The organism is Klebsiella sp. w6, from assembly GCF_033100215.1.
In the GTDB taxonomy this organism is placed as follows: Bacteria; Pseudomonadota; Gammaproteobacteria; order Enterobacterales; family Enterobacteriaceae; genus Klebsiella; species Klebsiella variicola.
In genome coordinates, this window is the sequence record NZ_CP136907.1 from 1,543,926 (window position 1) to 1,570,496 (window position 26,571).

General features: G+C 56.5%; 24 protein-coding genes, 1 tRNA gene and 1 pseudogene. 15 read left to right on the forward strand and 11 right to left on the reverse strand.

Annotated elements, in window-relative coordinates; genetic code table 11:
- Nucleotides 1-2: 2 nt before the first annotated feature.
- Nucleotides 3-2,660 carry a phosphotransferase RcsD gene (gene rcsD, locus R0140_RS07525; RefSeq protein ID WP_023298016.1) on the reverse strand — a complete coding sequence of 886 codons (2,658 nt, stop codon included), beginning with the start codon at nt 2,658-2,660 and terminating at the stop codon, nt 3-5.
- A 771-nt stretch (nt 2,661-3,431) separates the two neighbouring features.
- On the opposite strand from rcsD, the gene R0140_RS07530 reads away from it, so the two are divergent.
- The 6 genes from R0140_RS07530 (at nt 3,432) to mgtE (ending at nt 10,780) form a co-directional block, all read left to right on the forward strand.
- Nucleotides 3,432-4,523 carry a porin OmpC gene (locus R0140_RS07530; RefSeq protein ID WP_008803977.1) on the forward strand — a complete coding sequence of 364 codons (1,092 nt, stop codon included), beginning with the start codon at nt 3,432-3,434 and terminating at the stop codon, nt 4,521-4,523.
- 103 nt (nt 4,524-4,626) lie between these two features.
- Entirely contained in the window at nt 4,627-5,679 is a 1,053-nt protein-coding gene (apbE, locus tag R0140_RS07535; protein ID WP_032740157.1) for an FAD:protein FMN transferase ApbE, read from the forward strand.
- Nucleotides 5,680-5,752: 73 nt separating this feature from the next.
- Nucleotides 5,753-6,817, forward strand: coding sequence for a bifunctional DNA-binding transcriptional regulator/O6-methylguanine-DNA methyltransferase Ada (gene ada, locus R0140_RS07540; RefSeq protein ID WP_008803979.1), 1,065 nt, complete (start codon nt 5,753-5,755; stop codon nt 6,815-6,817).
- Nucleotides 6,817-7,470, forward strand: a complete 654-nt coding sequence (gene alkB / locus R0140_RS07545; protein ID WP_008803980.1) for a DNA oxidative demethylase AlkB — start codon at nt 6,817-6,819, stop codon at nt 7,468-7,470. Before ada ends, alkB begins: the two co-directional genes overlap by 1 nt.
- A 74-nt stretch (nt 7,471-7,544) precedes the next feature.
- Nucleotides 7,545-9,188, forward strand: coding sequence for a multidrug ABC transporter permease/ATP-binding protein (locus R0140_RS07550; RefSeq protein WP_016161571.1), 1,644 nt, complete (start codon nt 7,545-7,547; stop codon nt 9,186-9,188).
- Nucleotides 9,189-9,343: 155 nt separating this feature from the next.
- Nucleotides 9,344-10,780 carry a magnesium transporter gene (mgtE, locus tag R0140_RS07555; RefSeq protein WP_012541001.1) on the forward strand — a complete coding sequence of 479 codons (1,437 nt, stop codon included), beginning with the start codon at nt 9,344-9,346 and terminating at the stop codon, nt 10,778-10,780.
- Here mgtE and R0140_RS07560 read toward each other — a convergent pair.
- Nucleotides 10,743-11,903: a SulP family inorganic anion transporter gene (locus tag R0140_RS07560; protein ID WP_075205778.1), complete on the reverse strand. Its 1,161-nt coding sequence runs from the start codon at nt 11,901-11,903 to the stop codon at nt 10,743-10,745. The two genes, mgtE and R0140_RS07560, sit on opposite strands and share 38 nt — an antisense overlap.
- Before the next feature lie 358 nt (nt 11,904-12,261).
- On the opposite strand from R0140_RS07560, the gene mqo reads away from it, so the two are divergent.
- Nucleotides 12,262-13,896: a malate dehydrogenase (quinone) gene (mqo, locus tag R0140_RS07565; RefSeq protein ID WP_012541003.1), complete on the forward strand. Its 1,635-nt coding sequence runs from the start codon at nt 12,262-12,264 to the stop codon at nt 13,894-13,896.
- Nucleotides 13,897-13,961: 65 nt separating this feature from the next.
- Here the strand turns inward: mqo and eco are convergent, their stop codons facing one another.
- The 4 genes from eco to R0140_RS07585 all read right to left on the reverse strand — a co-directional run bounded on the left by eco (nt 13,962) and on the right by R0140_RS07585 (nt 16,532).
- Nucleotides 13,962-14,453, reverse strand: a complete 492-nt coding sequence (eco, locus tag R0140_RS07570) for a serine protease inhibitor ecotin (RefSeq protein ID WP_012967533.1) — start codon at nt 14,451-14,453, stop codon at nt 13,962-13,964.
- A gap of 152 nt (nt 14,454-14,605) precedes the next feature.
- The gene (locus R0140_RS07575) at nt 14,606-15,715 is read right to left on the reverse strand and encodes an AI-2E family transporter (protein ID WP_032736040.1); all 1,110 of its coding nucleotides are present in this window, start codon (nt 15,713-15,715) and stop codon (nt 14,606-14,608) included.
- A 348-nt stretch (nt 15,716-16,063) separates the two neighbouring features.
- Nucleotides 16,064-16,252: a hypothetical protein gene (locus tag R0140_RS07580; RefSeq protein ID WP_008803987.1), complete on the reverse strand. Its 189-nt coding sequence runs from the start codon at nt 16,250-16,252 to the stop codon at nt 16,064-16,066.
- A gap of 70 nt (nt 16,253-16,322) precedes the next feature.
- Entirely contained in the window at nt 16,323-16,532 is a 210-nt protein-coding gene (locus R0140_RS07585; RefSeq protein ID WP_004102265.1) for a YdgH/BhsA/McbA-like domain containing protein, read from the reverse strand.
- Between the two features lie 333 nt (nt 16,533-16,865).
- Between R0140_RS07585 and R0140_RS07590 the strand changes: the two genes are divergently transcribed.
- The 6 genes from R0140_RS07590 (at nt 16,866) to R0140_RS07615 (ending at nt 21,447) form a co-directional block, all read left to right on the forward strand.
- A complete protein-coding gene (locus tag R0140_RS07590) occupies nt 16,866-17,606 on the forward strand; it encodes an amino acid ABC transporter ATP-binding protein (protein WP_032740154.1) in 741 nt (246 codons plus the stop codon).
- A gap of 8 nt (nt 17,607-17,614) precedes the next feature.
- A complete protein-coding gene (locus R0140_RS07595) occupies nt 17,615-18,313 on the forward strand; it encodes an amino acid ABC transporter permease (protein ID WP_008803989.1) in 699 nt (232 codons plus the stop codon).
- A gap of 9 nt (nt 18,314-18,322) precedes the next feature.
- Nucleotides 18,323-19,075, forward strand: a complete 753-nt coding sequence (locus tag R0140_RS07600) for an amino acid ABC transporter permease (protein WP_012541007.1) — start codon at nt 18,323-18,325, stop codon at nt 19,073-19,075.
- Complete coding sequence (locus R0140_RS07605; protein ID WP_032740153.1) at nt 19,065-19,907, forward strand: transporter substrate-binding domain-containing protein; 843 nt, start codon at nt 19,065-19,067, stop codon at nt 19,905-19,907. The genes R0140_RS07600 and R0140_RS07605 overlap by 11 nt, the downstream gene beginning before the upstream one ends.
- Before the next feature lie 4 nt (nt 19,908-19,911).
- Nucleotides 19,912-20,451, forward strand: a complete 540-nt coding sequence (locus R0140_RS07610; RefSeq protein ID WP_032730830.1) for an L-2-amino-thiazoline-4-carboxylic acid hydrolase — start codon at nt 19,912-19,914, stop codon at nt 20,449-20,451.
- A 207-nt stretch (nt 20,452-20,658) separates the two neighbouring features.
- Nucleotides 20,659-21,447, forward strand: a complete 789-nt coding sequence (locus R0140_RS07615) for a pyrroline-5-carboxylate reductase family protein (RefSeq protein WP_032740152.1) — start codon at nt 20,659-20,661, stop codon at nt 21,445-21,447.
- A 12-nt stretch (nt 21,448-21,459) separates the two neighbouring features.
- Here the strand turns inward: R0140_RS07615 and R0140_RS27795 are convergent.
- The 4 genes and pseudogenes from R0140_RS27795 to R0140_RS07630 all read right to left on the reverse strand — a co-directional run.
- A pseudogene (locus R0140_RS27795) lies at nt 21,460-21,555 on the reverse strand (AraC family transcriptional regulator); the annotation flags it as partial.
- 188 nt (nt 21,556-21,743) lie between these two features.
- A tRNA-Pro gene (locus R0140_RS07620) sits at nt 21,744-21,820 on the reverse strand.
- A 76-nt stretch (nt 21,821-21,896) separates the two neighbouring features.
- Nucleotides 21,897-23,657, reverse strand: a complete 1,761-nt coding sequence (gene yejM / locus R0140_RS07625; protein ID WP_008803994.1) for an LPS biosynthesis-modulating metalloenzyme YejM — start codon at nt 23,655-23,657, stop codon at nt 21,897-21,899.
- 18 nt (nt 23,658-23,675) lie between these two features.
- Complete coding sequence (locus R0140_RS07630) at nt 23,676-23,903, reverse strand: YejL family protein (RefSeq protein ID WP_004195346.1); 228 nt, start codon at nt 23,901-23,903, stop codon at nt 23,676-23,678.
- 186 nt (nt 23,904-24,089) lie between these two features.
- Between R0140_RS07630 and yejK the strand changes: the two genes are divergently transcribed.
- Nucleotides 24,090-25,097: a nucleoid-associated protein YejK gene (gene yejK, locus R0140_RS07635; protein WP_008803995.1), complete on the forward strand. Its 1,008-nt coding sequence runs from the start codon at nt 24,090-24,092 to the stop codon at nt 25,095-25,097.
- Nucleotides 25,098-25,116: 19 nt separating this feature from the next.
- Here the strand turns inward: yejK and R0140_RS07640 are convergent, their stop codons facing one another.
- A complete protein-coding gene (locus R0140_RS07640; protein ID WP_008803996.1) occupies nt 25,117-25,878 on the reverse strand; it encodes a DeoR/GlpR family DNA-binding transcription regulator in 762 nt (253 codons plus the stop codon).
- An 81-nt stretch (nt 25,879-25,959) separates the two neighbouring features.
- Between R0140_RS07640 and R0140_RS07645 the strand changes: the two genes are divergently transcribed.
- Nucleotides 25,960-26,556 (forward strand): NUDIX domain-containing protein, encoded by a 597-nt coding sequence (locus R0140_RS07645; RefSeq protein ID WP_016161564.1) that lies wholly within the window; start codon nt 25,960-25,962, stop codon nt 26,554-26,556.
- Nucleotides 26,557-26,571 lie beyond the last annotated feature (15 nt).

Here is a 26,571-nt window from a genome sequence, read left to right on the forward strand (position 1 = left end):
TTCTACAGCAAGCTCTTGACGTAAGCGTCAATGTCGCTGATATATTTTTCTATGCCTTGCGCATCCTTTTCGCGAATCAGATGCTCAAGCGTTTCACATAACTGCTTGCCGGGTATCAGATTAAGCATAGCAAATGCCCCTTTGAGGCGGTGGGCGGTTTGCGCCAGAGCAGCAAAATCGCCCGCTTCGATTTCAGTATACAATCTCTGAACATCATCCGGTACCGTATCGGCAAACAGTGCGTAATAGCCGCTGGCATGGAGTTCGGCGTTACTCTCGTTTCCTGAGGTGGCGGGCTGAACCGCCTCCTCCGCCAGCTGCTGCTCAATAAGCTGCAGGATAGCCTCCTGCATCGCCGTGCTAATATTAAAGTTGACCCGCAGTTGTCCCGGGCCGATCTTGCGTATCCCGACCTCATCATCGCTTAAAAGCAAGCCCGAAGCAGTAAGATTAGACGGATTATCCGTTAAATACAGATCGAACGCTTGACTTGTCGCCCGATCGTCCGGCGTGATGCACGACGCCCCCCAGCTCTCCAGCTGGCGGGTGACAATCCGCCGCACTTCACTGGAAGTCACATCCAGCAGGACGATAACGTCATCCAGCAGATGTTCGCCCGCCTCTGGCGCCTCTTCGCTGGCCGGCATTTTCAGGTGCAGGGTATAGCGCGTTCCCAGCGACTCCCGCGCTTTGATGGTCAACTGCCCACCCAGTTTGCGCGTCATGCGGTCGCACAGCCAGAAGGTGAGGGCGTTCGCCTTGCCGTACAGATCGCTCTGGGTCTCGTTGAGATACGGGAAGTGCAAATTGTCGATCTCGTTTGCCGAGACGCCGTTGCCAGTATCCAGAATGCGGAAGGTCAAACGATCGCTGGCCGACTCGTCCTGGCAAACGTCGAGGGTGATCTTGCCGATAGGCGTGGTGGTGATGGAATACTGGATTAACAGCACCAGTGTGCGTCGCAGGGCTTCACGGTCACCGTAGCGCTGCTCACCGGCAGGGAGCGCGTTATTGATCAGCAGCTGCAGACCCTTGCGCTTCATCGCCGGCAGAACTTCCGGTACAACGTCATCGATCAGTTCCTGAACCGAGAACAGCGCCTGGCTGGTTTTCCAGGTGTCGCTTTCCAGCAGATTGGCGAGCTGAATGTCATCGATCAGTTTGACCAGCTCATCGGCATGCTGCGCCAGCGTCCGGTTCTCTGCGCTGTCGAGCGCCGCCGCCTCTGCCGCCAGGTTCAGCGCGGGCTGCTTCAGGGCGCTGCCAATATGCTGCATAAAGGCCGCCCGCCCCTGCTGGTTTTTCTCATACAAGCGCTGGGCCTGCTTGAGCTTTTTATTGACCAGCACTTCGCGGTCCTGGTCTCGGATAATCAGGATCTGCGTGCGCGGGGCTACCTGGCTGCGATACTGGCGGATTTCATACTGCTCATTATTGACGGTGGCCTGAATCACCCCCTGATGCTGGTCCGCCATATTGGTGATGTTCTGCAGATTCAGGTGCGGAAGCAGATGGTCGGCAATAGGGTTGCTGATAAGGGTTCGGTTGGCTTCCTGATCGTGAACCAGCAGCCCCAGCGGCAGCAAAGAAACAATTTCTTCATTTATAGCGCGTAGCAGACGCAGTTCGCTGTTGGCGGCGGAAGGGAGCCCGGCGCCAGACGGATTGCTGCGTCCTTTAAAGTGACGAAAGGTGGTAAAACCAAACAGCGCTAGCGCCAGCAGGCCAATGTTGAGCAGCAGCGGCAGAAGAATATTCTGCAGGGCGGCCAGCAGCATGCTGCTCAGCGGTACCGTCCAGAGCAACTGCATACCGGTAGTGCTGATATCGGTGGCGATGTCGATCTGCATGCCGTTAAAGGTGATCCCGATATGGTCGGTCGTCTCTTTGTCAGGATTGGTGGCAATGTTTTGCGACGGGTCTGGCTCGATACGGAAGCTGTCCAACGCCATGCCTGGCGGGATCAGATCGTTAATCGGCAGGTCGAAAGCGACCACCGTGGCCAGATGTCCAGGCTGGTTGAAGGTGGTGCGTAACGTAAAGTAGTGCGCGTTCTGCCAGGCGAGATGGCGCAGCGGCGAGAAGGTCTCGCGCTCATCAAGGGTATTGGCCTGCAGCAGCATCTCCGCGCGCCGGGATTCCACGACGCTACTGATCGTTGACTCTTTAAAGCTTGAGGAGAGGTCCTTCAACGGCAGGGTTGAGACCAAAATCAGGCTATTGTCCAGACCATTGAGATAGTACATCGACCATGGGATGGTTTCCGCACCCCACAAAATATCGAGATAATCGGACATTTTCTGCGTCATCTCGAGGGTCGAGCTATCGTGGGAGCCAAAAATCAGCGCTTCGGTTTTACGCCGGGGCTTCTCAAGGTAGTAGACGTCCTGTTTTAAACGCGTCTCCTGCAAGCCACCGCTCGCAGCGTTAGCCGAGGTCGCGGCGATATTGTCGTAGATCTGCCAGGTGGCATAGCGCCAGGTGTCAATGCGCTGGTGCAAGGCGTGGGAGACATCAACCACCTGATAGCTCTTCTCTTTCAGCCAGGCATTGACGGCACTTTGAATCATCACCCCCATCGTCGCCAGCAGGACAATAACCATCAAAATGAAGAAGCGGCTGATGTTGCCGGGGATCAGGGAGAATTTTTTCGGGGTCATCTTGTGGCTGAACGACTCATCATTGTTTGTAAACAGGATGTAGCGCCAGAGTAACTGGCAACAAAGCAGATGCTGCAGGCAGTATAAAGGCTAATGGCGTAAATCCATACTACAGAATGGTGCCAGCGGCGCGATACTCTCCAGGAATTATCTTAGAATCGAAGCGCCAATGAAACCGCGCCAACAACGCTGACCAGTCGCGATATTGACAAAGTACAGGCGGAAGAATCGCACGAAATAACAAGACATTGGCTGAATAAGGGCAATTGACAGGCTAATTGATTGATTAATAGTCGTTAGGGAATTTTTTGCCGTAGCACAGATAAATTAAAGTTGTGTAAAGAAGGGTAAAAAAAACCGGATGCGAGGCATCCGGTTGAAATAGGGGTAAACAGACATTCAGAACTGAATGACGGTAATAAATAAAGTTAATGATGATAGCGACTGTTATTTTAGTCACCAATGATAGTTTTGTTTTACCATTCAGTGCTATAGAGTTATTTGTGTGTATGTGATTGATTGTGAACCAATAAATATTTTTTTTGATTATTAGTGCGTATTTCCCAGACCATTTTGTGGTGCAAAAAGTTCCGCCATTTTTACAAATTGAAACATCTTGTGGGCATTTTGAAACATCTTAGAAGTTTTAGTATCATATTCTTGTTGGATTATTCTGCATTTTGCAGCACAATGAAATAGCCGACTGATTAGAAGGGTAATCAGTAAGCAGTGGCATAATAAAAGGCATATAACAAACAGAGGGTTAATAACATGAAAGTTAAAGTACTGTCCCTCCTGGTACCGGCTCTGCTGGTAGCAGGCGCAGCAAATGCGGCTGAAATTTATAACAAAGATGGCAACAAATTAGACCTGTACGGTAAAATCGATGGTCTGCACTACTTCTCTGACGACAAGAGCGTAGACGGCGACCAGACCTACATGCGTGTAGGCGTTAAAGGCGAAACTCAGATCAACGACCAACTGACCGGTTACGGCCAGTGGGAATACAACGTTCAGGCGAACAACACTGAAAGCTCCAGCGATCAGGCATGGACTCGTCTGGCATTCGCCGGTCTGAAATTTGGTGACGCGGGTTCTTTCGACTACGGTCGTAACTACGGCGTGGTATACGACGTAACGTCCTGGACCGACGTTCTGCCGGAATTCGGCGGCGACACCTACGGTTCTGACAACTTCCTGCAGTCCCGTGCTAACGGCGTTGCAACCTACCGTAACTCTGACTTCTTCGGTCTGGTTGACGGCCTGAACTTTGCTCTGCAGTACCAGGGTAAAAACGGCAGCGTCAGCGGCGAAGGCGCGACCAACAACGGTCGTGGCGCGCAGAAACAGAATGGCGACGGCTACGGTACTTCTGTAACTTATGACATCTTTGATGGCATCAGCGCTGGTTTCGCGTACTCTCACTCTAAACGTACCGACGATCAGAACAACCTGGTTCTGGGTAACGGCGACAACGCTGAAACCTACACCGGTGGTCTGAAATACGACGCGAACAACATCTACCTGGCCACTCAGTACACCCAGACCTACAACGCGACCCGCGCCGGTTCCCTGGGCTTTGCTAACAAAGCACAGAACTTCGAAGTGGTTGCTCAGTACCAGTTCGACTTCGGTCTGCGTCCGTCCGTGGCTTACCTGCAGTCTAAAGGTAAGGATCTGGAAGGCTACGGCGACCAGGACCTCCTGAAATATGTTGATGTTGGCGCGACTTACTACTTCAACAAAAACATGTCCACCTATGTTGACTACAAAATCAACCTGCTGGACGACAACAGCTTCACCCGCAACGCCGGTGTTTCTACCGACGACGTGGTTGCACTGGGCCTGGTTTACCAGTTCTAAGTCGCAAGCTGCACAAGAAAAAGGCGCCTCTGGCGCCTTTTTTTATGTCTGGTTTAACCTCGCTGGTATACTCTTGTCGCCCTGGTAAGAGGAGCCTCGACTAATGGACATGACTTTCTTTCGCGCCGCACTGCTGGGCGCCTGCGTACTGCTCTCTGGCTGCGATTCAGCCACCACCCCTGCGACCCCGGCTTCGACGGCCACCGTGCTGGATGGCAAAACCATGGGCACCTTCTGGCGGGTCAGCGTCATTGGCGTGGATGAGGCAAAGGCCGAGGCGTTGCGCGCCAAGGTTCAGGCCCAGTTGGATGCCGACGATCGCCTGCTCTCGACCTGGAAAAACGACTCGGCGCTGATGCGTTTCAACCACGCGGCGGATACCCGGACCTGGCCAGTGAGCGAAGCGATGGCGGACATCGTGACGCTGTCGTTGCGGATTGGCGCCAAAACGCACGGCGCGATGGATATTACCGTGGGGCCGCTGGTCAATCTGTGGGGCTTTGGTCCGGATAAACAGCCGGTCACCACCCCGGATGCCCAGGCGATAGCCGCGGCGAAGGCGCGCACCGGCCTGCAGCATCTGCAGGTTATCAATCAGAGCGGCAGGCAATTCCTGCAAAAAGATATCCCCGATCTGTTTGTCGATCTCTCCACGGTGGGGGAGGGCTATGCTGCCGATCACCTCGCGCGATTGATGGAGCAGGAGGGGATCTCCCGCTATCTGGTGTCGGTAGGCGGGGCGCTGGTGAGCCGCGGGATGAACGGCGAAGGCAAGCCCTGGCGGGTGGCGATCCAGAAACCGACTGACCGGGAAAACGCCGTCCAGGCGATTGTCGACATCAATGGTCACGGCATCAGCACCTCCGGCAGCTATCGCAACTACTATGAACTCGACGGCAAACGTATCTCGCACGTCATCGATCCGCAGACCGGGCAGCCGATAACCCATAAGCTGGTCTCCGTGACCGTCATTGCGCCAACGGCGCTGGAGGCGGATGGCTGGGATACCGGACTGATGGTGCTCGGGCCGGAAAAAGCGCAGCAGGTGGTGCGCGAGCAGGGGCTGGCAGTCTATATGATCGTCAAAGAGGGCGAGGGGTTTAAAACCTGGATGTCGCCACAGTTTCGCACCTTCCTCGTCGGCGAGAAAAATTAAAAAGCAAGATTGCGGGTTTTTTGCTGCGGGCGTCGCCGCAGACTGAGGATACACTTACAGCAGGAGCCTCGTCATGAAACCGATAGTTGCCGATACCGATGACCGCCGCTGGCAGGCGGTCTGCGAACGTGATACCCGGGCCGATGGTCAGTTTGTCTTTGCGGTACTGACCACCGGTATCTGCTGCCGCCCTTCCTGCCGCTCGCGTCGTGCGCGGCGGGAAAACGTGCGCTTTTTTGCCGACGTCGCCGCTGCCGTGGCGGCGGGGTTCCGCCCTTGCAAACGCTGCCAGCCGGATAAAGACGATCCGCAGCAGCAAAGGGTCGACAAAGTGGCGCAGGCCTGCCGGTTGCTGGAGCAGGACGCGCCCCTGACCCTTGAGGCGCTGGCTCGTGAGCTGGCGGTCAGCCCGTTTCATTTCCACCGTTTGTTTAAATCCGTCACCGGTATGACCCCCAAAGCGTGGCAACAGGCGTGGCGCGCCCGACGTCTGCGGGAAGCGCTGGAGCAGGGGAACACGGTGACCCGCGCCGCGCTGGCGGCCGGTTTTCCCGACAGCAGCAGCTATTATCGTCAGGCCGATGCGGCATTAGGTATGACCGCCCGTCAGTTTCGCCGTGGCGGCGCCGCCACCGTGGTGACCTGGACCACGGGCGACTGCGCGCTGGGCCGCTGTCTGGTGGCGCAGAGTGAGCGTGGCGTTTGCGCCGTTCTGCCGGGCGATAACGATACGGCATTGCTCGACGACCTGCGCCAGCGCTTTCCCAACGCCGAGTTGCGCCAGGGCACCCCTGAGTTCCGTCGCCAAATGGCCGAGGTTTTCGCCCACCTCGACGACAGCCGGCGGCCGGTATCGCTGCCGCTGGATCTGCAGGGCACCGCCTTTCAGTTGCAGGTCTGGCAGGCGCTGCGGCAGATCCCGGCGGGCGAGACCCGCAGCTACCGCCAGGTGGCAGAGCATATTGGTCTGCCACGAGCAGCAAGAGCGGTGGCTGGCGCCTGCGCGGCGAATTCGCTGGCGGTGATCGTTCCCTGCCATCGGGTGGTACGGGAGGGCGGCGCGCTGTCCGGTTATCGCTGGGGAACGGCGCGGAAAGCGCAGCTGCTGGCGCGCGAGGCCCAATACGAGGAGGAATAATGCTCGATCTGTTTAGCGATACGCCACCGTGGCAGGAGCCGCTGGCACCCGGTGCGGTGGTGCTCCGACGCTTCGCCCGCGAGCGCGCCCCGGCGCTGCTGCAGGCGATTGCCGATGTCGCCCGCCAGTCGCCATTTCGCCAGATGGTCACGCCGGGCGGATACACCATGTCGGTCGCCATGACCAACTGCGGCGCGCTGGGCTGGACCACCGATCGCCACGGCTACCTGTACGACCCGGTCGACCCGTTAACCGATCAAACCTGGCCGCCGATGCCTGCCGTATTCCGCGAACTGGCGCTGGCGGCAGCCGCGGCCGGCGGCTATCCGAACTTTTCCCCCGACGCCTGTCTGATTAACCGCTATCAGCCGGGCGCAAAACTGTCGTTGCATCAGGATAAAGATGAACAGGATCTGCGGGCGCCGATCGTCTCGGTCTCGCTGGGTCTGCCGGCCATCTTTCAGTTTGGCGGGTTGCAACGCAGCGACCCGCTACAACGGCTGCTGCTGGAGCATGGCGATGTGGTGGTCTGGGGCGGCGAGTCGCGTCTGTTTTATCATGGTATTCAGCCGCTGAAAGCCGGGCATCACCCCGAAACGGGCGACTGTCGTTACAACCTCACTTTTCGGCAGGCGGGCAGTCGCCAGTATTAAAATAAGAATTATTCTTGATGTCATCGGCGAGCCGTTTAAACTGCTGGCTGTTTTGCTTTTCCGGATAGCCTGTTATGGAACTTCTCTCTCTCGTCTGGCGTCAGTATCGCTGGCCGTTTCTCGGCGTGATTGCCCTCAGTCTGCTCAGCGCCGCGCTGGGTATCGGCTTAATCGCCTTCATTAACCTGCGCCTGATTACCGCTGTCGATACCTCGCTGCGGGTCCTGCCGGAGTTTCTTGGCCTGCTGGGGCTGCTGATGGCGGTGACGCTGGGCTCCCAGCTGGCGCTGACCACCCTCGGCCACCATTTTGTTTATCGCCTGCGCGGCGAATTTGTTAAACGCATCCTCGATACTCAGATTGAACAGGTGGAGAAGATCGGCAGCGCGTCGCTGCTTGCCGGGCTGACCAGCGATATCCGTAACATCACCATCGCCTTTGTGCGCCTGCCGGAGCTGGTGCAGGGGATCATTCTGACCTTCGGCTCTGCCGCCTATCTGGCCTGGCTGTCAGGCAAAATGATGCTGGTGACGGCGCTGTGGATGGCGCTCACCATCTGGGGCGGTTTTGTGCTGGTGTCGCGGGTGTACAAACATATGGCCAGCCTGCGCGAAACGGAAGATAAGCTGTATCACGACTACCAGACGGTGCTGGAGGGGCGCAAAGAGCTGACCCTCAATCGCGAACGCGCGGAGTATGTGTTTAATCAGCTCTACCTCCCGGACGCCCGGGAGTATCGGCACCATATCGTTCGCGCCGATACCTTCCATCTCAGCGCGGTTAACTGGTCGAATATTATGATGCTTGGCGCCATAGGGCTGGTGTTCTGGATGGCCAACAGCCTCGGCTGGGCCGATACCGCCGTGGCGGCGACCTATTCCCTGACGCTGCTGTTTCTGCGCACGCCGCTGCTCTCCGCCGTCGGCGCGCTGCCCACCTTGCTCAGCGCCCAGGTGGCGTTTAACAAGCTGCGCCAGTTCTCTCTCGCCCCATATCAAGCCGAATTTCCCCGGCCGCAGGCGCATCCTGACTGGCAGACGCTGGAGTTGCGCGATGTCACTTTCCATTATCCGGACCAGCGCTTTGCGGTAGGGCCGCTTAACCTGACGCTGAAACGCGGCGAGCTGGTGTTTCTGATCGGCGGCAACGGCAGCGGCAAGTCAACCCTGGCGATGCTCCTGACCGGCCTGTATCAGCCGGTTTCCGGTCAGATCCTCGTGGACGGCCAGCCGCTGGCGGCGGATAAACCGGAGGAGTATCGCAAACTGTTCTCCGCGGTGTTTACCGACGTCTGGCTGTTTGACCGCCTGCTCGGGCCGCAGGGAGAGGAGGCCGATCCGGCGCTGGTGGCAACGTGGCTGGAGCGCCTGCAAATGGCCCACAAGCTGCAGCTGGAGAACGGGAAAATCGCCGACCTCCGGCTGTCGAAAGGGCAGAAGAAGCGCGTGGCGCTCCTGCTGGCGCTGGCCGAGTCCCGGGACATCATTCTGCTGGATGAATGGGCGGCGGATCAGGATCCGCATTTCCGCCGCGAGTTCTATCAGGTGCTGCTGCCGCTGATGCAGCAGATGGGGAAAACCGTGTTCGCCATCAGCCATGACGATCACTATTTCCAGCACGCCGATCGCCTGCTGGAGATGCGTGCCGGCCAGCTGTCCGAGCTCACCGGGGAGGAGCGGGCGCAGGCTTCCCGCGATGCGGTGGCCCGTACGGCCTGATGCTCGCCGCGAGCCCGGGGGAAAAGCCGGGTGCCGCGCCGCTGAAATTTTCAGCGACTACATTGCTGGCGGTTATTATTTCCCCCTCCTCGCGCTATGCTTAAGGCTTCCGGCCCGCAGGCCGGCTCACTATTCTCAAAAGGATTGCCCGATCGATGTCCGTTTTGCATAAAAAAAGCGCCCGCTTACGTGACGAAGAGCGCGCCCGTCTGATTTGGCTCTTGAGCACCGATAAAGCAGTGACCTCCGCGCTGCTGGGCAAACTGACGCTGGCCGAACGCTATGATGAAGGAACGCTGGCCGATGACCTGGCGGAAGTCGAGATCCTGGTCTCGCATCTGCCGCCGCCGGATCTCGCCGATGCGCTGGAAGCGCTCCCCTATGACGCCCGTACCGCGCTATGGTGCCTGGTGCCTGACGATAAACGCGGCGAAGTGCTGCTGGAAGCCTCAGAAAATGTCTGGGGCGACCTGATCGACAAGATGAGCGACCCCGAGCTGCTGCAGGCGATGCAGCCGCTGGATATCGATGAACAGGTTTACCTGCTGCAGCATCTGCCGCGCAACCTGACCGGACGGCTGCTGGCGACCCTGCCTGCCGAAAAGCGTGCCCGTATTCGCCAGATTATGCGCTACGCCGACAACAGCGTCGGGTCGATCATGGAGTTTGAGGTCATTACGGTGCGACCGGAGGCCACGCTGGCAGCGGTGCAGCGCTATCTGCGGCGTCTGGGTAAAATGCCGGAAAACACCGATAAGCTGTTCGTCACCACCCGTAACAAGCTGCTGCTCGGCGAGCTGGAGCTGCAGACCATTCTGCTCAACGATGCGCAGAAGCGGGTAGGGGAGGTGATGGAGGGCGATCCGGTCACCTTTCAGCCGCACGAAGAGGCGGAGAAGGTGGCGCGCACCTTCGAACGTGATGACTTGCTCAGCGCCGCCGTCATTGATGCCGATGGTAAGCTGATCGGGCGACTGACCATCGATGAGATCGTCGATGTGGTCTATGAAGAAACCGATAACGATCTGCGCCGGATGGGGGGCCTGAGCGATGAAGAGGATGTCTTCGCCCCGGTCAGCAAGGCGGTGAAAACGCGCTGGGCGTGGCTGGCGGTCAACCTGTGTACGGCGTTTATCGCTTCCAGGGTCATCGACGGCTTCGAACACACCATTTCACAGCTGGTGGCGCTGGCCTCGCTGATGCCGATCGTCGCCGGGATCGGCGGCAATACCGGCAACCAGACGATCACCATGATCGTCCGGGCGATGGCGCTACAGCAGATCCAGCCCGGCAGCTTTACCTTCCTGATCCTGCGTGAAATGGGGGTCGCCCTGATTAACGGCCTGGTATGGGGCGGGATTATGGGGGCCATTACCTGGTGGCTGTATGACGATCCGCAGCTCGGTGGGGTGATGACGCTGGCCATGATGCTCAACCTGCTGATGGCGGCGATGATGGGCGTGATAATCCCGATGGTTATGGTGAAGCTGGGGCGCGACCCGGCGGTCGGCTCCAGCGTGATGATCACCGCTATCACCGACACCGGCGGCTTCTTTATTTTCCTTGGTCTGGCGACGCTGTTTCTGATGTAGCCTGCGCCTTCGTGCGCAGGCGGCGGGGGATGAGCGCCATGGCGACGATCCCCGCCAGCACGCCGATCGCCAGATTGCTGGTTCCCACCGTTGCGGCGACGGTCACCAGCATCACCAGCGTTTCCGGCCACGGATTACGCACCAGTTCGCCCGGGCGAATACTATGCCAGCTAAAGGTTTTCACCGCCACAATCACCATCACCCCTGCCAGCACCGCCATCGGGATCTGCGCCATCACCTGGCTGAGCGCTGTCACCAGCAGGAGCAGCACCAGACCGGCGATCACCGTTGAGAGACGGCTGCGGGCTCTGCCCATCTCCACGTTAACGATGGTCTGGCCGATCATCGCGCAGCCGGCGATACCGCCATAACAGCCGGCAAGGATATTAGCGATACCCAGCCCGGCGCTTTCCCGCGATTTGTTCGACGGGGTATGGGTGAGATCGTCCACCAGCTTAGCCGTCAGCAGGGACTCCATCAGACCGACAAAGGCGATACTGAGGGCGCACGGCCAGATAATCTGCAGTGTCGCCAGGTTCAGGGGGACGGTCAGGGCAGTGAATCCCGGCAGGCCGCCGCTCATCGAGCCTTCATCGCCGACGGTGGGCAACTGCTGGCCAGTGGTGACGGTATAGAGAGTGAGCGCGACAATGGCGATCAGTGGCGCCGGGACGGCCTTAATGAAGCGCGGCGCCCAGAGGACGATAAGCAGCGTCAGGACGAACAGGCCGACGATCAGCGGCTGGCGACTCCAGAAGTGCGGTACCTGAGCAAAGAAAATCAGGATCCCGAGGGCATTGACGAACCCGGTCATCACTGCCGGGGGAATAAAACGCATCAGGCGCGCCATGCCGCACAGACCAAACAAAATTTGAATCATACCCGCCAGAATGACCGCCGGCAGAATGTAGCCCACGCCGTACTGATGCGCCATTGGGCCAATGACCAGCGCCACCGACCCGGCAGCAGCCGTCACCATTGCCGGGCGCCCGCCGAGGACCGACATCGCCAGGCAAAGCACCACCGAGGCAACCAGGCTGACCTGCGGGTCAACACCGGCAATGACCGAAAACGAAATAACTTCAGGGATTAACGCCAGGGCGGTAAGCACGCCGGCCAGCACTTCGCGCGTCAGTAACGACGGGGAGCGGAGGATGGGGCGCAGATTGCCGGAAGCGGCGGGGTCAGAAACTGGGGGCATAAAAAAAGTTCGCAGCTTATAAAAAAGAGGGAGCGGTGGCAGGCCCTGCTTCCGTGCGGTCTGTCACAAAACCGAGGATGATAGCGCGGAATCCCCAAGGCTACCAGTACAAAAAGTGATTTGGTGTATACATTTATTAAACATTTTTATAACGGATCTCAAAACAGAACTTAAAATTTAAACAATATTTAAATTTTTGAGCTTCGGTGGTAACGTGAGTGGTGAGAATCGTATCACCTGCGCTAAATAAAAACAGCGAGTAAAGTAAGGCTCAAATCCGATGAATAAAAAGATGGCCGTACCACGCTCACAGGCGGTTGGTCCCAACAGCACTCGGACCAACACCCGCCATGAGCAAGAGACGGATGTATTGTTGATTGGCGGCGGCATTATGAGCGCCACACTGGGAACCTGGCTGCAGGAGCTTGAGCCAGACTGGTCTATTACCATGGTTGAGCAGATGTCCAGCGTGGCGGAAGAGAGCTCAAACGGGTGGAACAATGCGGGTACCGGCCACGCGGCGCTAATGGAGCTGAACTACACGCCGCAGACCGCCAACGGCATCAATATCGACAAAGCGGTCGACATCAACGAAGCCTTCCATATCTCGCGTCAGTTCTGGGCGCATCAGGTGACGCGCGGCGTCCTGAACAAACCAAAATCTTTCATTAACAGCGTGCCGCACATGAGCTTTGTGTGGGGCGAAGATAACGTCAACTTCCTGCGCGCGCGCTATGCGGCGCTGCAGCAGAGCGAACTGTTCCGCGGTATTCGCTATTCTGAAGACCATCAGCAGATCAAAGCCTGGGCGCCGCTGGTAATGGAAGGCCGCGATCCGCAGCAAAAGGTGGCCGCCACCCGTACTGAAGTGGGAACCGACGTCAACTATGGCGAAATTACCCGCCAGCTGATCGCCGGCCTGCAAAAGCATGATAATTTCTCCCTGCAGCTGGGTACCGTGGTACGTCGCTTCAAGCGCAACGCCGACAAGAGCTGGACGGTCACTCTCGCGGATGCCGACAACCGTCGTCAGAAGCGGGTCATTAAAGCGAAATTCATCTTTATCGGCGCCGGCGGCGCGGCGTTGACGCTGCTGCAGGAAACCGGCATTCCACAGGCCAAAGAGTATGCGGGCTTCCCGGTCGGCGGCCAGTTCCTGGTCTGCGAAAATCCGGAGGTGGTGAACCACCATCTGGCGAAGGTTTACGGCCAGGCCGAAGTGGGCGCGCCGCCGATGTCGGTGCCGCACATTGATACCCGTATTATCGACGGTAAACGCGTGGTGCTGTTCGGGCCGTTCGCCACCTTCTCGACCCGCTTCCTGAAGAACGGTTCATTGTGGGATCTGCTGGCCTCGACGAATACCTCGAATATTCTGCCGATGCTCAACGTCGGTCTGGACAACTTCGATCTGGTGAAATACCTGATTAGCCAGGTGATGCAGAAAGATAAAGATCGCCTGGCGGCGCTGTGCGAGTACTATCCGGAAGCGCGGAAAGAGGACTGGCGGTTGTGGCAGGCCGGTCAGCGCGTGCAGATTATCAAGCGCGATGCGAAGAAGGGCGGGGTACTGCGCCTCGGTACTGAAGTGGTGAGCGATGACGAAGGCACTGTCGCGGCGCTGCTCGGCGCATCGCCAGGCGCCTCCACCGCGGCGCCTATCATGCTGCAGCTAATGGAAAAAGTGTTTAAAGACAAAGTCAATTCGCCGGAATGGCAGGCCAGGCTGAAGGCCATCATCCCGACCTACGGTATTCGCCTTGATGGCAACCCGGCGGAGATTGAGAAAGCGCTGGCGTGGACCAGTGAAGTGCTGGAGCTGAAATATGAGCCGGCCGCGGTGGCGGATGAAGCCCCGCAGGCGGAGCTGAAGCCGCTGAGCGGTGGTAAGCCGATGGCGGATATCGCGCTCTGACAAACGCTCTGACAAAAACGGCAGCCTGCGGGCTGCCGTTTTTTTTGTCGGTTTGATGGGTCGACTTAGCGGACGACGGCGTTACCGATGGTTTCGTCGGCGCGCCAGATGCGATATTTCACATCGACATTGCTCGGCGCGTACACGACAATCGGCAGCTTGCTGTTGTAGCGCAGCATGGCATCATCGCCGAGACCGGCAGTGACAAATTTCTTCTCTTTCTTGCCATCCGGGCAGGCCATCATGGTAGAGACCGGGCCGCTCAGCTTATCAAAGACATAGTAGTCATAGCCCCAGCCTTCCAGGGTTTTGCTTTCCAGCTTCCCGCCTAAACGATGGTGGTTGCAGTCAACTTCCAGCGTCTGGCCGATTATCAGCTCAACCTTCAGCGCTGACTCATCCTGCTGCTGCGGCAGCTGAATAACCTGACGCTTCATGCCTTTTTCCGCTTTCGGGAACGGCGCGACTTTTTCCAGCGGCTGTTCTGCGGCCTGGGCGCCAGCGGACATGCAGGCGGCGGTCAGCAGAGAAACGGCTAGCGTAGTGATTTTTTTCACGGTTGATCATCCTTTATTTTCGTTCCTGACTGATACAGCCTATCATTGCTTTGCTGAATGTTAAGTTTTATTTACTAATTTTTTCAAAATGAATGGTGTTATGTACTGGTGTGATGCCGTGTCGCACCTTGCGCCATGGCGGCCCATGAAGCTTATTCGTTGCGGCTATTTTTCGCTTCCTCAATGAATTCTTCATCTATTTCATCGGTATTACCGGCATGCTCTCGTCCCGACAGCAGGTTCCAGCAAGCGATAAACAAGGCGGCAATCAGCGGCCCGATAACGAATCCGTTGATACCGTAGATCTCCATGCCGCCCAGCGTGGCGATAAGGATCAGGTAGTCCGGCATTTTGGTATCCTTGCCCACCAGCAGCGGACGCAGAATGTTATCCACCAGGCCAATCACAATCACAAAGAAGCCGACGATAAAGGCGCCCTGCCACAGCTGCCCGGTGGCGAAGAGGTAAATCGCCGCCGGCACCCAGATAATGGCCGAGCCTACCGCCGGGATAAGCGACAGGAACGCCATCAGCGCACCCCACAGAATGCTGCCGTCCAGACCGGCAACCCAGAAGGCAAAGCCGCCCAGCGCCCCCTGCGCCAGCGCCACGGCCACGGTGCCTTTTACCGTGGCGCGGGCGACCGCGGCGAATTTAGCGAACAGGTGCTGCTTCACATAGCTCGATAACGGCAGAGATTCGAGAGTCAACAGCACCAGGTAAGGCCCATCCTTCAGCAGGAAGAACAGCAGGTACAGCATAATGCCGAAGCTGACGGTAAAGCCAAAGGTGCCTTTACCAATCAGAAATGCGCTGCCGGCCAGATACTGGCCGCTTTTCAACGCAACATCGGAGAGCTGCTGCTGGATCTGCTGCGCGCTATCGAGGTTGTGCTCGGCAAGGAAACTTCTGGCCCAGCCGGGGAGGTGAGCAAACAGACTGGCGACCACCGTCGGGAACTGAGTGTCGTTATGCTGAAGTTTGCTATACACCACGTTCAGCTCGTAGGCCAGCGACGAGAGGATGATCGCCAGCGGCGTAAAAACGATAAGGCAGATGATGACGATGGTCAGCAGCGCCGCGAGGCCATTGCGCTCGCCGAGGCGAGTGCGAATCTTGTTTTTGACCGGATTAAAAATCACCGCAAGGATCGCGGCCCAGAGGATGGCGGAATAATAGGGTGAGAGAACATCAAAAAAGGCCAGGGTTACAATAAAGACGATAAGGATGAAAAATCCTTTGGTAAGTCCATTAACTCTCATGTCATCCGCTCCTGCTTATGAGTCATACAGTCGAATGATAGATGCTACGACGTAATTTACCATCTGGATAGTCGTACTCTATAACAGAGGGGAAAAAGTGGATAAAAGCCCTGGCAGAAAACCCTGCGGACGCTATTGAGTAAAACAGACAACTTCTGCTTTCAATGCCTGTCCGGTACCCATGATGAAAGCAGTGTTATCTGCAAAATGTGCTGTCAGGAAGCAACGAGGTGTAGAAGCGTAGTATATCGATACGGCAAAAGCGGAGGTTATGGCGGATAATCCATGGTCAAACGGGCAGAAAGAAAGCGCGCAGCGGATATTTCCACGCGCGCCTTATGCAGTGTCTTACTGAAGATTGCCTGCGGTCAGGCTCTCTTTATCAAAGGCATGGCTGACATCAATATGATTCTGATGCATCGATGTATCGATATTTGAACCCGCCTCCGGATGCGTCTGGCTCTTCTCTGCGGCCATCACGCCGGACGAAAGTGTAGCGGCCAACAGCAGTGCGGTGACTACGCCGATATTTTTCATGTTCTGTTCCTTATTTCATCGTGTTGTCGCTGTCGCCTGTTTCTTCCGGCGGCCCGGCAATGTGGCGATTTTATTTCGTCAGCTCAGCGGTCATATGTACGCGGTTATTGAATTGAGCGCTGGTGATTTTGTAAGACGCGCCTTGCTCTGCGGCCTGCGCGGCAATTTTGGCTTCTGCGCGGTCCAGGGTGGAAGCGCTGGCGCTGATGCTCTGAGCAAAAGTACCGAAAGAGATCATAGAGAGTGCGGCAACTGCAACGAAAGTTTTGATGGATTTCATGGTCGTATTCCTTAAGTGTTTTGTCAGTGTTGGAGCGTTGTTGCCCCGATGTGATAAATGATAGGCTGACGGTCGGATGATTAAAATCGAAACAATTTGCTCTCATTGTTCAGTAAATTTGAATAATTATTGTCAAGTATCGCCATCCAGTTTTGTTAAGAAAGTTAAATTACAATTCAGCCTCATTGTCATAACAAATATATAAAAAGTTATTTTTTAACTTTCGATAGATGATTTTCTTGTTTGCTATCATCTGAACTGCAGCAATATAGTTTTTAGGCAGCAATAAGCGCCGGCGTGCGGCAAATAAAAATTATCCACGAATATTTCATTATGATAATTATTAATAAGATCAGTAAAAGCTTCTCCGGTGAAAGAGTGCTAAAAGAGGTCTCGCTAAGTATTCATTCCGGCGAGATTATTTGCATTATTGGCCCCAGCGGCTCAGGGAAAACCACGTTATTACGTACGCTTAATTTCCTGGAGCCTGCCGATAGCGGGCAAATAAGAATAGATGATGTGGCGCTGGATTGCGCAAAAGCGGGCAAAAAGGAGATTGAAAAGCTACGGGCAAAAACCGCCATGGTTTTTCAATCGTGGAATCTCTTTCATAATCTGACCGCACTGCAAAATATTACCGAAGGACTGATTTACGCTCAAAAGCGCCCGCGTCAGGAGGCGCAGGATATTGCTGAACGACTCTTAAAGCAGGTGGGGTTATTGCATAAAAAAGACAGCTATCCGCACAGTCTCTCCGGCGGCCAAAAGCAGCGTATCGGGATTGCGCGGGCGCTGGCAATTAACCCCGCCGTTCTGCTGCTGGATGAGCCGACTTCCGCGCTGGATCCGGAAAAAGTTGGTGAAGTGCTGGAGCTTATTCAGACGATTGCCGCTGCGGGGCAGACGATGATTATCGTGACCCACGAAATGGCGTTCGCCCGCCAGGTCGCTTCCCGTGTGGTATTTATGGAAAACGGCGAAATCGTTGAGCAGGGCCCGGCGGAACAGATATTTGGCGCAGCACAGCAGGGGCGAACCCGGGCGTTTCTGGCGCAACTGCACTATCATGCCTGAGGCTAATGATGAACAATAACCCGCTCTTTAACTGGCAGGATATCGCCGGAATATTGCCGAAACTGCTGGAAAATTTACCCGTGACCCTCGGGATAACGCTGGCATCGCTGCTGCTTGGTTTGACGATCGCGCTGCTGATTGTGCTGCTGCAGTTTAGTCGCTTTAAGCCGCTCAGCGCGGTGGCAAACGGGTATACCGACATTCTGCGTGGCGCCCCCCTGGCGCTGCTGATCCTGCTGTTTTTCTTCGGCGGAAAATTAATTTTGACTGCGCTGGCGCTGCCGCCGCTATGGATTAGCGATACCACCTTTGCGGTGTTGTCTATTTCGGTCAGCATCAGTCCCTATTTTGCAGAAATGATGCGCTCCGCGTGGCGTGCGGTGGATACCGGCCAGAAAGAGGCCATCATCAGCCTCAATATTCCCTGGCATAAGGGAATGCTGCGGATTATTTTTCCCCAGGGGCTCATTATTGCCATTCCCGTTTTTGGTAATCTTTTAATTAACCTCGTGAAGATGACCTCACTGGTCAATATTATTGGTATTGTAGATATTTTTGGCCGTGCACAAAAGATTTCGCAAAATAGCTATGGGGCTAAACAGGTTGCGGCGTTTATTAGTGTTATTATCGTTTACTGGGTGCTGAATAGTATTATTCTCTATTTTACCACTCGTATTGAAAAGAAGTATCAGTTCTTGCTGGAGTGATAGATTAACATGTTTAGCCTGGCGTTCATTCGGGACAATTTTACGTTTATTTTAAGCGCGCTGCCGGTTACCCTGGTGATAACGTTATTGTCCTTACTCTTTTCCACTCTGCTGGGCGCGGCGCTGGCGTGGGTGATTATTCGTCAGGTTCCCGGGGTTCAATGGGGGGCGAAGGTATTTCTCTCCTTTAGCCGTTCGGTCCCGGTACTGGTGATGCTGTATTTCTTTTTTTACGTCTGGCCGTGGATAGCCGCCGGGCTGTTTGGCGGCCCGCAGGATAATATGTACCACTATAAACTCTCGCCACTGGTGGCGGCGGTCACCGCGCTATCGCTGATTTTCAGCGCGTATTTCGCCGAAACCTTTCGCGCAGGCTGGAACGCGGTTGATAAGGGGCAGCGCGAGGCCGCATGGTCAATTGGGCTAAGCGGGTTCACGCAGTTCCGACGCATTATTTTTCCGCAGGCGGCAGTATCCGCACTGCCGAACTTCACCAGCGTGCTGATCGATCTGATTAAAGACACCTCGCTGGTTTACACCATCACCGTTATTGATCTGATGGCGAAAGCCAATATCGCCGCCGCGCGCGGGTTTCATTTTGTCGAAGCCTATTGCGTCGTGCTGGTGATTTATATCGTGCTGTGCCTGGCAATTGCCAGAGCATTGCGCAGTGTAGAACGGTTTCTGCGCGCCCGCTGGCAAGGAAACGTAAAAAAGAGTGTTCCACGGTTATCATTTTGGGGAAGGTATTTTGAAAAATAAAATTTTACTGGTGAGTGCGCTGACGTTGGCAATGGGAATTAACGCCGCACAGGCGGTTGAAAAAAGTCCGCACGCGAAGACGATTGAGGTTGTCGTTAACGCTAATGGTTTTCCCTTTAGCTTTGTTGACGATAACAACAATATTACCGGCTACGATGGCGATCTGTTAAAGGTGCTGGACCAGCGGTTAACCGACTATACGTTTCATTTTAATGCGGTCTCGCGCGACGCGATGATCGTCGGCCTGTCGACCGGCGCGTATACCCTTGCGGCGGATCACTTTTATCTTACCAAAGAGCGGGCGGAAAAATACGACCACTCCGGCGAGCCGACCGGGATCAGCGATTTACGCCTGATTGTACGTAACGATGAGAACGATATTCATAACCTTGGCGATCTCGCCAGCGGTAAGAAAAAGCTGGTGCCGATTCACACCTCCGACGCCCGTTATACGGTGATTGAAAACTACAACAAAAAACATCCAGGCCAACAAATTAACTTGCAGCCCAACGGCGAGCAGTCCGCCGCCGATATCTTTAAAGCGGTCGCTTCCGGGGAATTCGATGCGGCGATTTATCCCATTGGCGCGCTGCTGGCGTTAAATAAGGCGCTAAATCTCAATCTGAAAGCTTCGGATTCCGTCGGCCTGTTTCCTAACGTCTATTTGTATAAAAAAAATACCGACCCGCAGCTGATCAAAGCGATTGATGCGCAGTTGGTTGCCCTGAAAAAGGACGGCACCCTCGCTGAGCTCTCACGGAAATGGTACGCCGAAGATGTGTATGCCCTGCCGGGCGCCAGCGACGTGAAAGTGAATACCGACTGGGAATAAACGCATGACGCAAATAAGCTCGGAACCGGCGCATAACGCCGCCACCTTAAACGATGAGGTGACCCTGGCGCTGCGCGCCATTACTGAAAAACGCGCGGCTACCATCGGTTACCTGTTGGACGAAAGCCGACAACGTCATATCGCGGATGATTTTGCGCGTGAAGCCATACGCCACTATGGCCGCGATATCGGGCATAAGCTGCGTGCGCAAATGCGCGATCGCCAGGATTTGCAGGAGTTTGCCGGGCTGTTTACCTGCGGTCTGGAATCTCAGGTTTATGAGATGGAGCCCGTTAGCGCCAGCCGGGCCGAATTTATCGTCCTGTTTCATTACTGTCCTTACGTCAACTGCTGGCGGCAGCAGGGGCGGGGCGCCAGCGAAATTGAGACGCTATGCGATATCTGCATGGAAGGGGATCATGCGTTAACCGACGCGTTTCCGGGGCTGCGTTTAGAGGTGCAGACCGCGCTGGCTCGCGGTGATGCCGCCTGTCGGCTGCGTTTTTATCAGTCAGAGTCGCATGAGGCGGAATGGCAACCTTAAGTGGGGGCCACGCAACCAGTTTATTAATCAGCCAGAAGCGGCGATTCAGGCACTGAGCGGGGAAAAGCTCACCACGGTTGACGGCGACGTTGACGGACGGATTTATCCCACTGACGGAACGGGGATTCGCGTTGCCGACCCGGCGCGACAAGGCTGGCGCTTCGGTGTTGGTCACGACGAATAGCGTTTTGAATAAGGAGTAAAACTATGGCAAAGGTCCATTTTATTGGTGCCGGACAGATGGCGGAGGCGATTATTCGCGCGTCATTAAGCAACGGTACGCTGCGGGCGGACGCGATCTCGCTGGAGGATATCGACAGCGCGCGAATCGAGGCTTTGCACTCCCGCTATCGGTTGTCGGGCGACGGTAGCTTAAGCGAGGCCTCTTTATTGGTGCTGGGGATCCGTCCACAGGACGATCTGGCGGCGGTGGCGAGCCGCGTGCGCGCCCAGCTAAACGGCTCGACGACGGTGGTTTCTCTGATCGCGGGAGTGACCCTGGAAACGCTGGCCTCCCTGTTTGGTGAGGCAACGCCGATAGTCAGGACGATCCCCAATACTCTGACCGATACCGGATTTGGCTATAGCGGCGTGACCTTAAACGCCCACGCCAGCGCGGCTGAGATCGAGCCGTTTCTGCGCGGTTTTGGCAAAGTGCTGTATTTGCCAGAGCGGTTGATCGATGTTTTTACCGGTTTTGGCGTCGCGGGGCCTAACTATATTTACTACTTTATTGAGTCCCTTACTGATGCCGGCGTACTGGCGGGGCTGTCGCGGCCTCAGGCGACGGAGGTGGTGCTGGAGAACTTGCTCGGCGCGGTCGAGATGCTGCGCCAAAGCCAGAAGCATCCGCGTCAGCTTCTGGATATCAATAATTCACCGGCGGGAGTCGGGATCCACGCTCTGTATGAGCTGAACAACAGTGACTTTGCTGCAGGCCTTCAGCGCAGCGTACTGGCGGCGGTCAGGCGTACCCGTGAACTGGGACAGCGCTAAACCCCTTCTTCCCGCCACTGGCCGTGCAGCACCCGGCGCTTTTCCGGCGATGCGCTTAAAGGCACGGCTTAAGGCTGCATGAGAACGGTCGCCCAGCCGGATCGCTAACGTCGTCTATTAATCCACGGGGAGCAGGACAAGTTCAGGCATTGGTCATTCGACATGCCAGGGGGAATATGCCTGAAGATCCCGTTTAAATTCGACGGAAAACAGGCAACAAAAAACCCGCAAACTCGGAGAGAGTGCGGGTTTCTGTAGGGTTACCGGTCGTTAACAAAACTTACCGGTGAATGATTTGGTCGGCACGAGAGGATTTGAACCTCCGACCCCCGACACCCCATGACGGTGCGCTACCAGGCTGCGCTACGTGCCGACGCGTGGGGAACAATATTACCCGTTCCCCGAGCGAATGCAAGCGGGTCGCGCGCGATTGATTCATAATTAATCAATCAGTTAGCGATAAAGCGTTTTTCGTCAGTCAGGACCTGCAGCAACAGGCTGAGCTGCGGTTTCTGATCTTTAATTTTCTCGCCGTCGCGGCTCCAGGTGGTATAGGTGCCGTTATGGTTGAGGACCACGGTGATGGTCGGGGTGGTAATGGCCAGCGTATCGCCGTTGGCCGCGGTGACCCAGTTCCGACGTCGTGCGGCGCTGAACAGATCTTCACCCTGCGAGTACTCATTGGCTGGCGTCGAAACGTGGAGCAGGCGCTGCATCAGCGTGGTCATTACATCTTTGTTATCGGTCAGCGTGGCAATTTCCTGCGCCGGCGTGCCCGGCCAGTGAATAACCAGCGGCACCTGCAACTGCTCGCGCGACCAGTCGAACGAGTCGTGTTTGACGTTAAGCGGCTTGCCGTGGCCGCCAGTGATAATCACCACCGTGTTGTCGAGCTTGCCGGCTGCGCGTAGCGCGGTCAGCACCCGATCAATCTGGGCGTCAACATCACCTGCCGCCTTGCTGTAACGGCGGACAAAGCCCTGTTGCTGCGTGTCGTCGAGGGTGGTGCCGTTGAGCGAGATCCACGAGAACCAGCGATTCTCATCCTGCGCGTAACGGTCCAGCCAGCCGATCCACTGATTGGCCGTCTGCTCGTCGCTCTGAGTCTTCGCGCTCGGTAGCGAGAAGTCGGAGAGCAGCGCCTGGCGATAGAGCGGGCTGCTAAACCCATCGGAGGAGAACAGGCCCAGCTGGTAGCCCTGCTGGTTGAGGGCGGTGATCAACGCGGCGGGAATACGCGCCGAGAGGACACCGTCCATATAGCCTGGTGAAATACCGTAGAACAGGCCAAACAGGCCGCTGTCGGCGGTATTACCCGAACTCATATGCTGGGTAAAATTGACGTTCTCTTTGGCGAACGCCGCCAGCGCCGGCATGGTCTTTTCAAACCGCGAATAGTTCAGGTTGTCGACGGTGATCAGCAGCACGTTGTAGCCCGCGCCGAGATCACGGTAGCGCAGGTTGCTGAGCGGATACTGGACCGATACCGCCTCCGGCGCCCCTTGTTCCACCAGGCGACGCTGATAATCCTGGGCGTCGAGCAGGCCATGTTTCTCGAGGAAACGGCGGGCGGTCATCGGATAAGAGAGCGGCAGATTCGCCCGCTGCATCGTGATCGGGCGATAGAAGTTGGCATCCGCCCAGATATAGACCAGGTGGCTGCTGATAAACGACAGAAAGAAGAACCAGGCGACCGGGCGGGCGTAATGACGGCGGCGCGTCAGGCTGCGCAGTTTCTGCCAGCTCCAGGTGGCGAAGAGCATTTCAATCAAAAAGATGACCGGGACGCTGATAAACATCAGCTGCCAGTCGCGCGCCATCTCATTCTGGTCAGGGTTGATGACCAGCTCCCAGACGACCGGGTTTAAGTGAAGATGGAAGCGGGTGAAGACCTCGCTATCTATCAGCAGCAGCGTCATCCCGGCGGTGGCAAGGATCACCGACAGGAAGCGCATCAGGCGCTGCGAGACCACGATAAAGGTCAACGGGAAGAGGATCAGCACATAGCTGGTAAACACCAGGAAGCTGAAGTGTCCGACGAGACTGACGTACGAAAAAAGCCGTCCGGCAAGCGTCGTCGGCCAGTCGGCGACAAAAAGATAGCGGCTGCCGAGCACCATGGCCAACAACATGTTGAACAGGGCGAACCAGTGCCCCCAGCTGACCATCTGGGAGACTTTTTCTCGGTAGGGCTGACGTAGAGTCACCATATACTGTTGCTGTTATCCTTAATGCGCCGGATCGTCGTTAATGGAAGACTGCAAAGCCTGCGCGAAAGAACGGGCGATGGCCTGACGCTGCGCCGGCGCGACGCTACTGTTGATCAGGTTGGTCACCATATTGCCTAACACCATCAGTGAAAGGTCAACCGGGGCTTTGTGTGATTCCAGGACGTTCGTTAGCTCGCTGAGCAACTGTTCGACCTGTTGATCGCTATAGCGGGAAATTTGCGGCATAAACTCAAAATCTGTTTGTTCGTGAAAGGGCAACATATTACCGTAGCAGCAGCTTTTTTTCCGCATTTTTTCGCCGCGACGCAAAAGCGCACCGATCGTCGGTAACAACGTCGAAATGTGTGGCGCCAGTTGCGTCGGCAACCCGGCGGTGGTTGAATACCGCCCGGTCTAAAAGGAGAGTTTAACATGAGTCTGGATATCGACCAGATTGCCCTGCATCAGTTAATCAAACGTGATGAACAAAATCTGGAGCTGGTGCTGCGCGAGTCACTGCTGGAGCCGAATGCGACGGTCGTCGAGATGATGGCTGAACTGCACCGGGTCTATAGCGCCAAAAGCAAAGCCTATGGCCTGTTCAATGAAGAGAGTGAACTGGCGCAGGCGCTGCGTCTGCAGCGTCAGGGGGAAGAAGAGTTTCTGGCGTTCAGCCGCGCGGCGACTGGTCGTCTGCGCGATGAACTGGCGAAATACCCGTTCGCCGAAGGGGGCATTGTCCTCTTCTGCCAGTATCGTTACCTGGCGGTCGAGTATCTGCTGGTGGCGGTGCTCAATAACCTGAGCAGTATGCGCGTCAACGAGGAGCTGGATATCCGCTCGACCCATTACCTGGATATTAACCATGCTGATATTGTCGCGCGCATCGATTTAACCGAGTGGGAAACCAACCCGGAGTCGACCCGCTATCTGACCTTCCTGAAAGGGCGGGTAGGGCGCAAAGTGGCCGATTTCTTTATGGATTTCCTCGGCGCCAGCGAAGGGCTTAACGCCAAAGCGCAGAACCGCGGCCTGCTGCAGGCGGTGGATGACTTCGCCGCCGATGCTCAGCTTGATAAATCCGAGCGACAGAATGTGCGTCAGCAGGTCTACGCGTACTGTAACGAACAGCTGCAGGCCGGGGAAGAGATTGAGCTGGAGTCGCTGTCCAAAGAGCTCGCCGGCGTCAGCGAAAAGAGCTTCCAGGAATTCACTGCCGCGCAGGGCTATGAGCTGGAAGAGAGCTTCCCGGCGGATCGCAGCACCTTACGCCAGCTGACCAAGTTTGCCGGCAGCGGCGGCGGATTGACCATTAACTTCGACGCCATGCTGTTAGGTGAACGCGTATTCTGGGATCCCGCCACCGATACCCTGACCATTAAGGGCACCCCGCCGAACCTGCGCGACCAGCTGCAGCGCCGGACGTCCGGCGGCAATTAAGCCCCATGCCCTGTCGGCGCTATCGCTGAACGGGGATGATCTCCACGCCGCACTGCACCAGCTGCTGGCGCAGCGCGGCGTCGGGTTCACCGTCGACGATAAGCGTACTGGCGAGGCTCAGTTCGCCGATGGCAAAGGCTGACGCGGCGTTGAGCTTCTCCCGGGACGCCATCACCACGGTTTCCGCCGCTCTGGCCGCCAGTGCGCGTTTGATGCCCGCTTCTTCATAATCACCGGTAGTGAAACCTGCCCGCGGGTGGATGCCGGTCACCCCCATAAAGAACAGATCGGCATTGATCCGCGCCATACCCGCCAGCGTCTCGGCGCCCACAGCGACGACCGAATGTTTAAACACTTTGCCCCCGAGCAGGATCACCTCGATTCGCGGGTGGTCCACCAGCGCCACGGCGATGCCGGGGCTGTGGGTGACCACCGTACAGTTCAGTTCCGCAGGTAAAAAGCCGATCATTGCTGCAGTGGTGGTGCCGCCATCGACAATCACCACCTGTCCAGGCTGGATCAGCGCGGCGGCGGCGCGGGCGACCGCCTGCTTGGAGGCGATCTGCACGCTTTTGCGCGTTTCAATAGGCGCAATAGCGGCAGAAACCGGCAGTGCGCCGCCGTGGACCCGCTGCAGTTTTCCTTCCGCCGCCAGCTCGCGCAGATCGCGGCGAATGGAGTCCTCGGAGACGTTGAACCGCTGGCTTAGCTCCCCGGACATCACCTGTTTTTCCTCGGTGAGGATCTGGAGGATCTGCTGTTTTCTCTGACTGGCGAGCATGATTTTTCCTTCACGAATGATCTTGTTTGTTCCTGATTATGCATGTTATGGTGCCAGCTGTCATCTCAAAGGGGATATAACATGCAAACTCACGCACCGCACGTCCGCCACGTTCGCGAGACGCTGCTCTCTGACAACTGGTACACCCTGAAAAAATATACTTTTGAACTGCTGCGCCGGGACGGTTGCTGGCAGGAGCAGAGCCGGGAAGCCTATGATCGCGGCAACGGCGCGGTCATTTTACTCTATAACCGTGAGAAGCGGACGGTGGTCCTGACGCGCCAGTTCCGATTTCCGGTATTTACCCACGGTCATGATGGGTATCTGATTGAGGCTGCCGCCGGGCTGCTGGATAACGCCTCGCCGGAGGCGCGGATCGTTGCCGAAGCGGAAGAGGAGACCGGCTTTCGCGTGACGCGGGTCGAACCCGTCTTCACTGTCTTTATGAGTCCAGGCTCCGTGACCGAGAAGCTCTACTTTTTTATCGCGGAATATCAGGCCGATGACCGTCGGGGCGACGGCGGCGGGTTGGCGGCAGAAGGTGAGGATATTGAAGTGCTGGAGTGGCCGCTGGCGCGGGCGCTGCAGGCTATTCGCGATGGCGAGATCATGGATGCGAAAACGATAATGCTGTTGCAGCATCTGGCGCTGAATGCCGATACGCTCCTCGCCAGCTAAGCGGCAAGGAGCAGG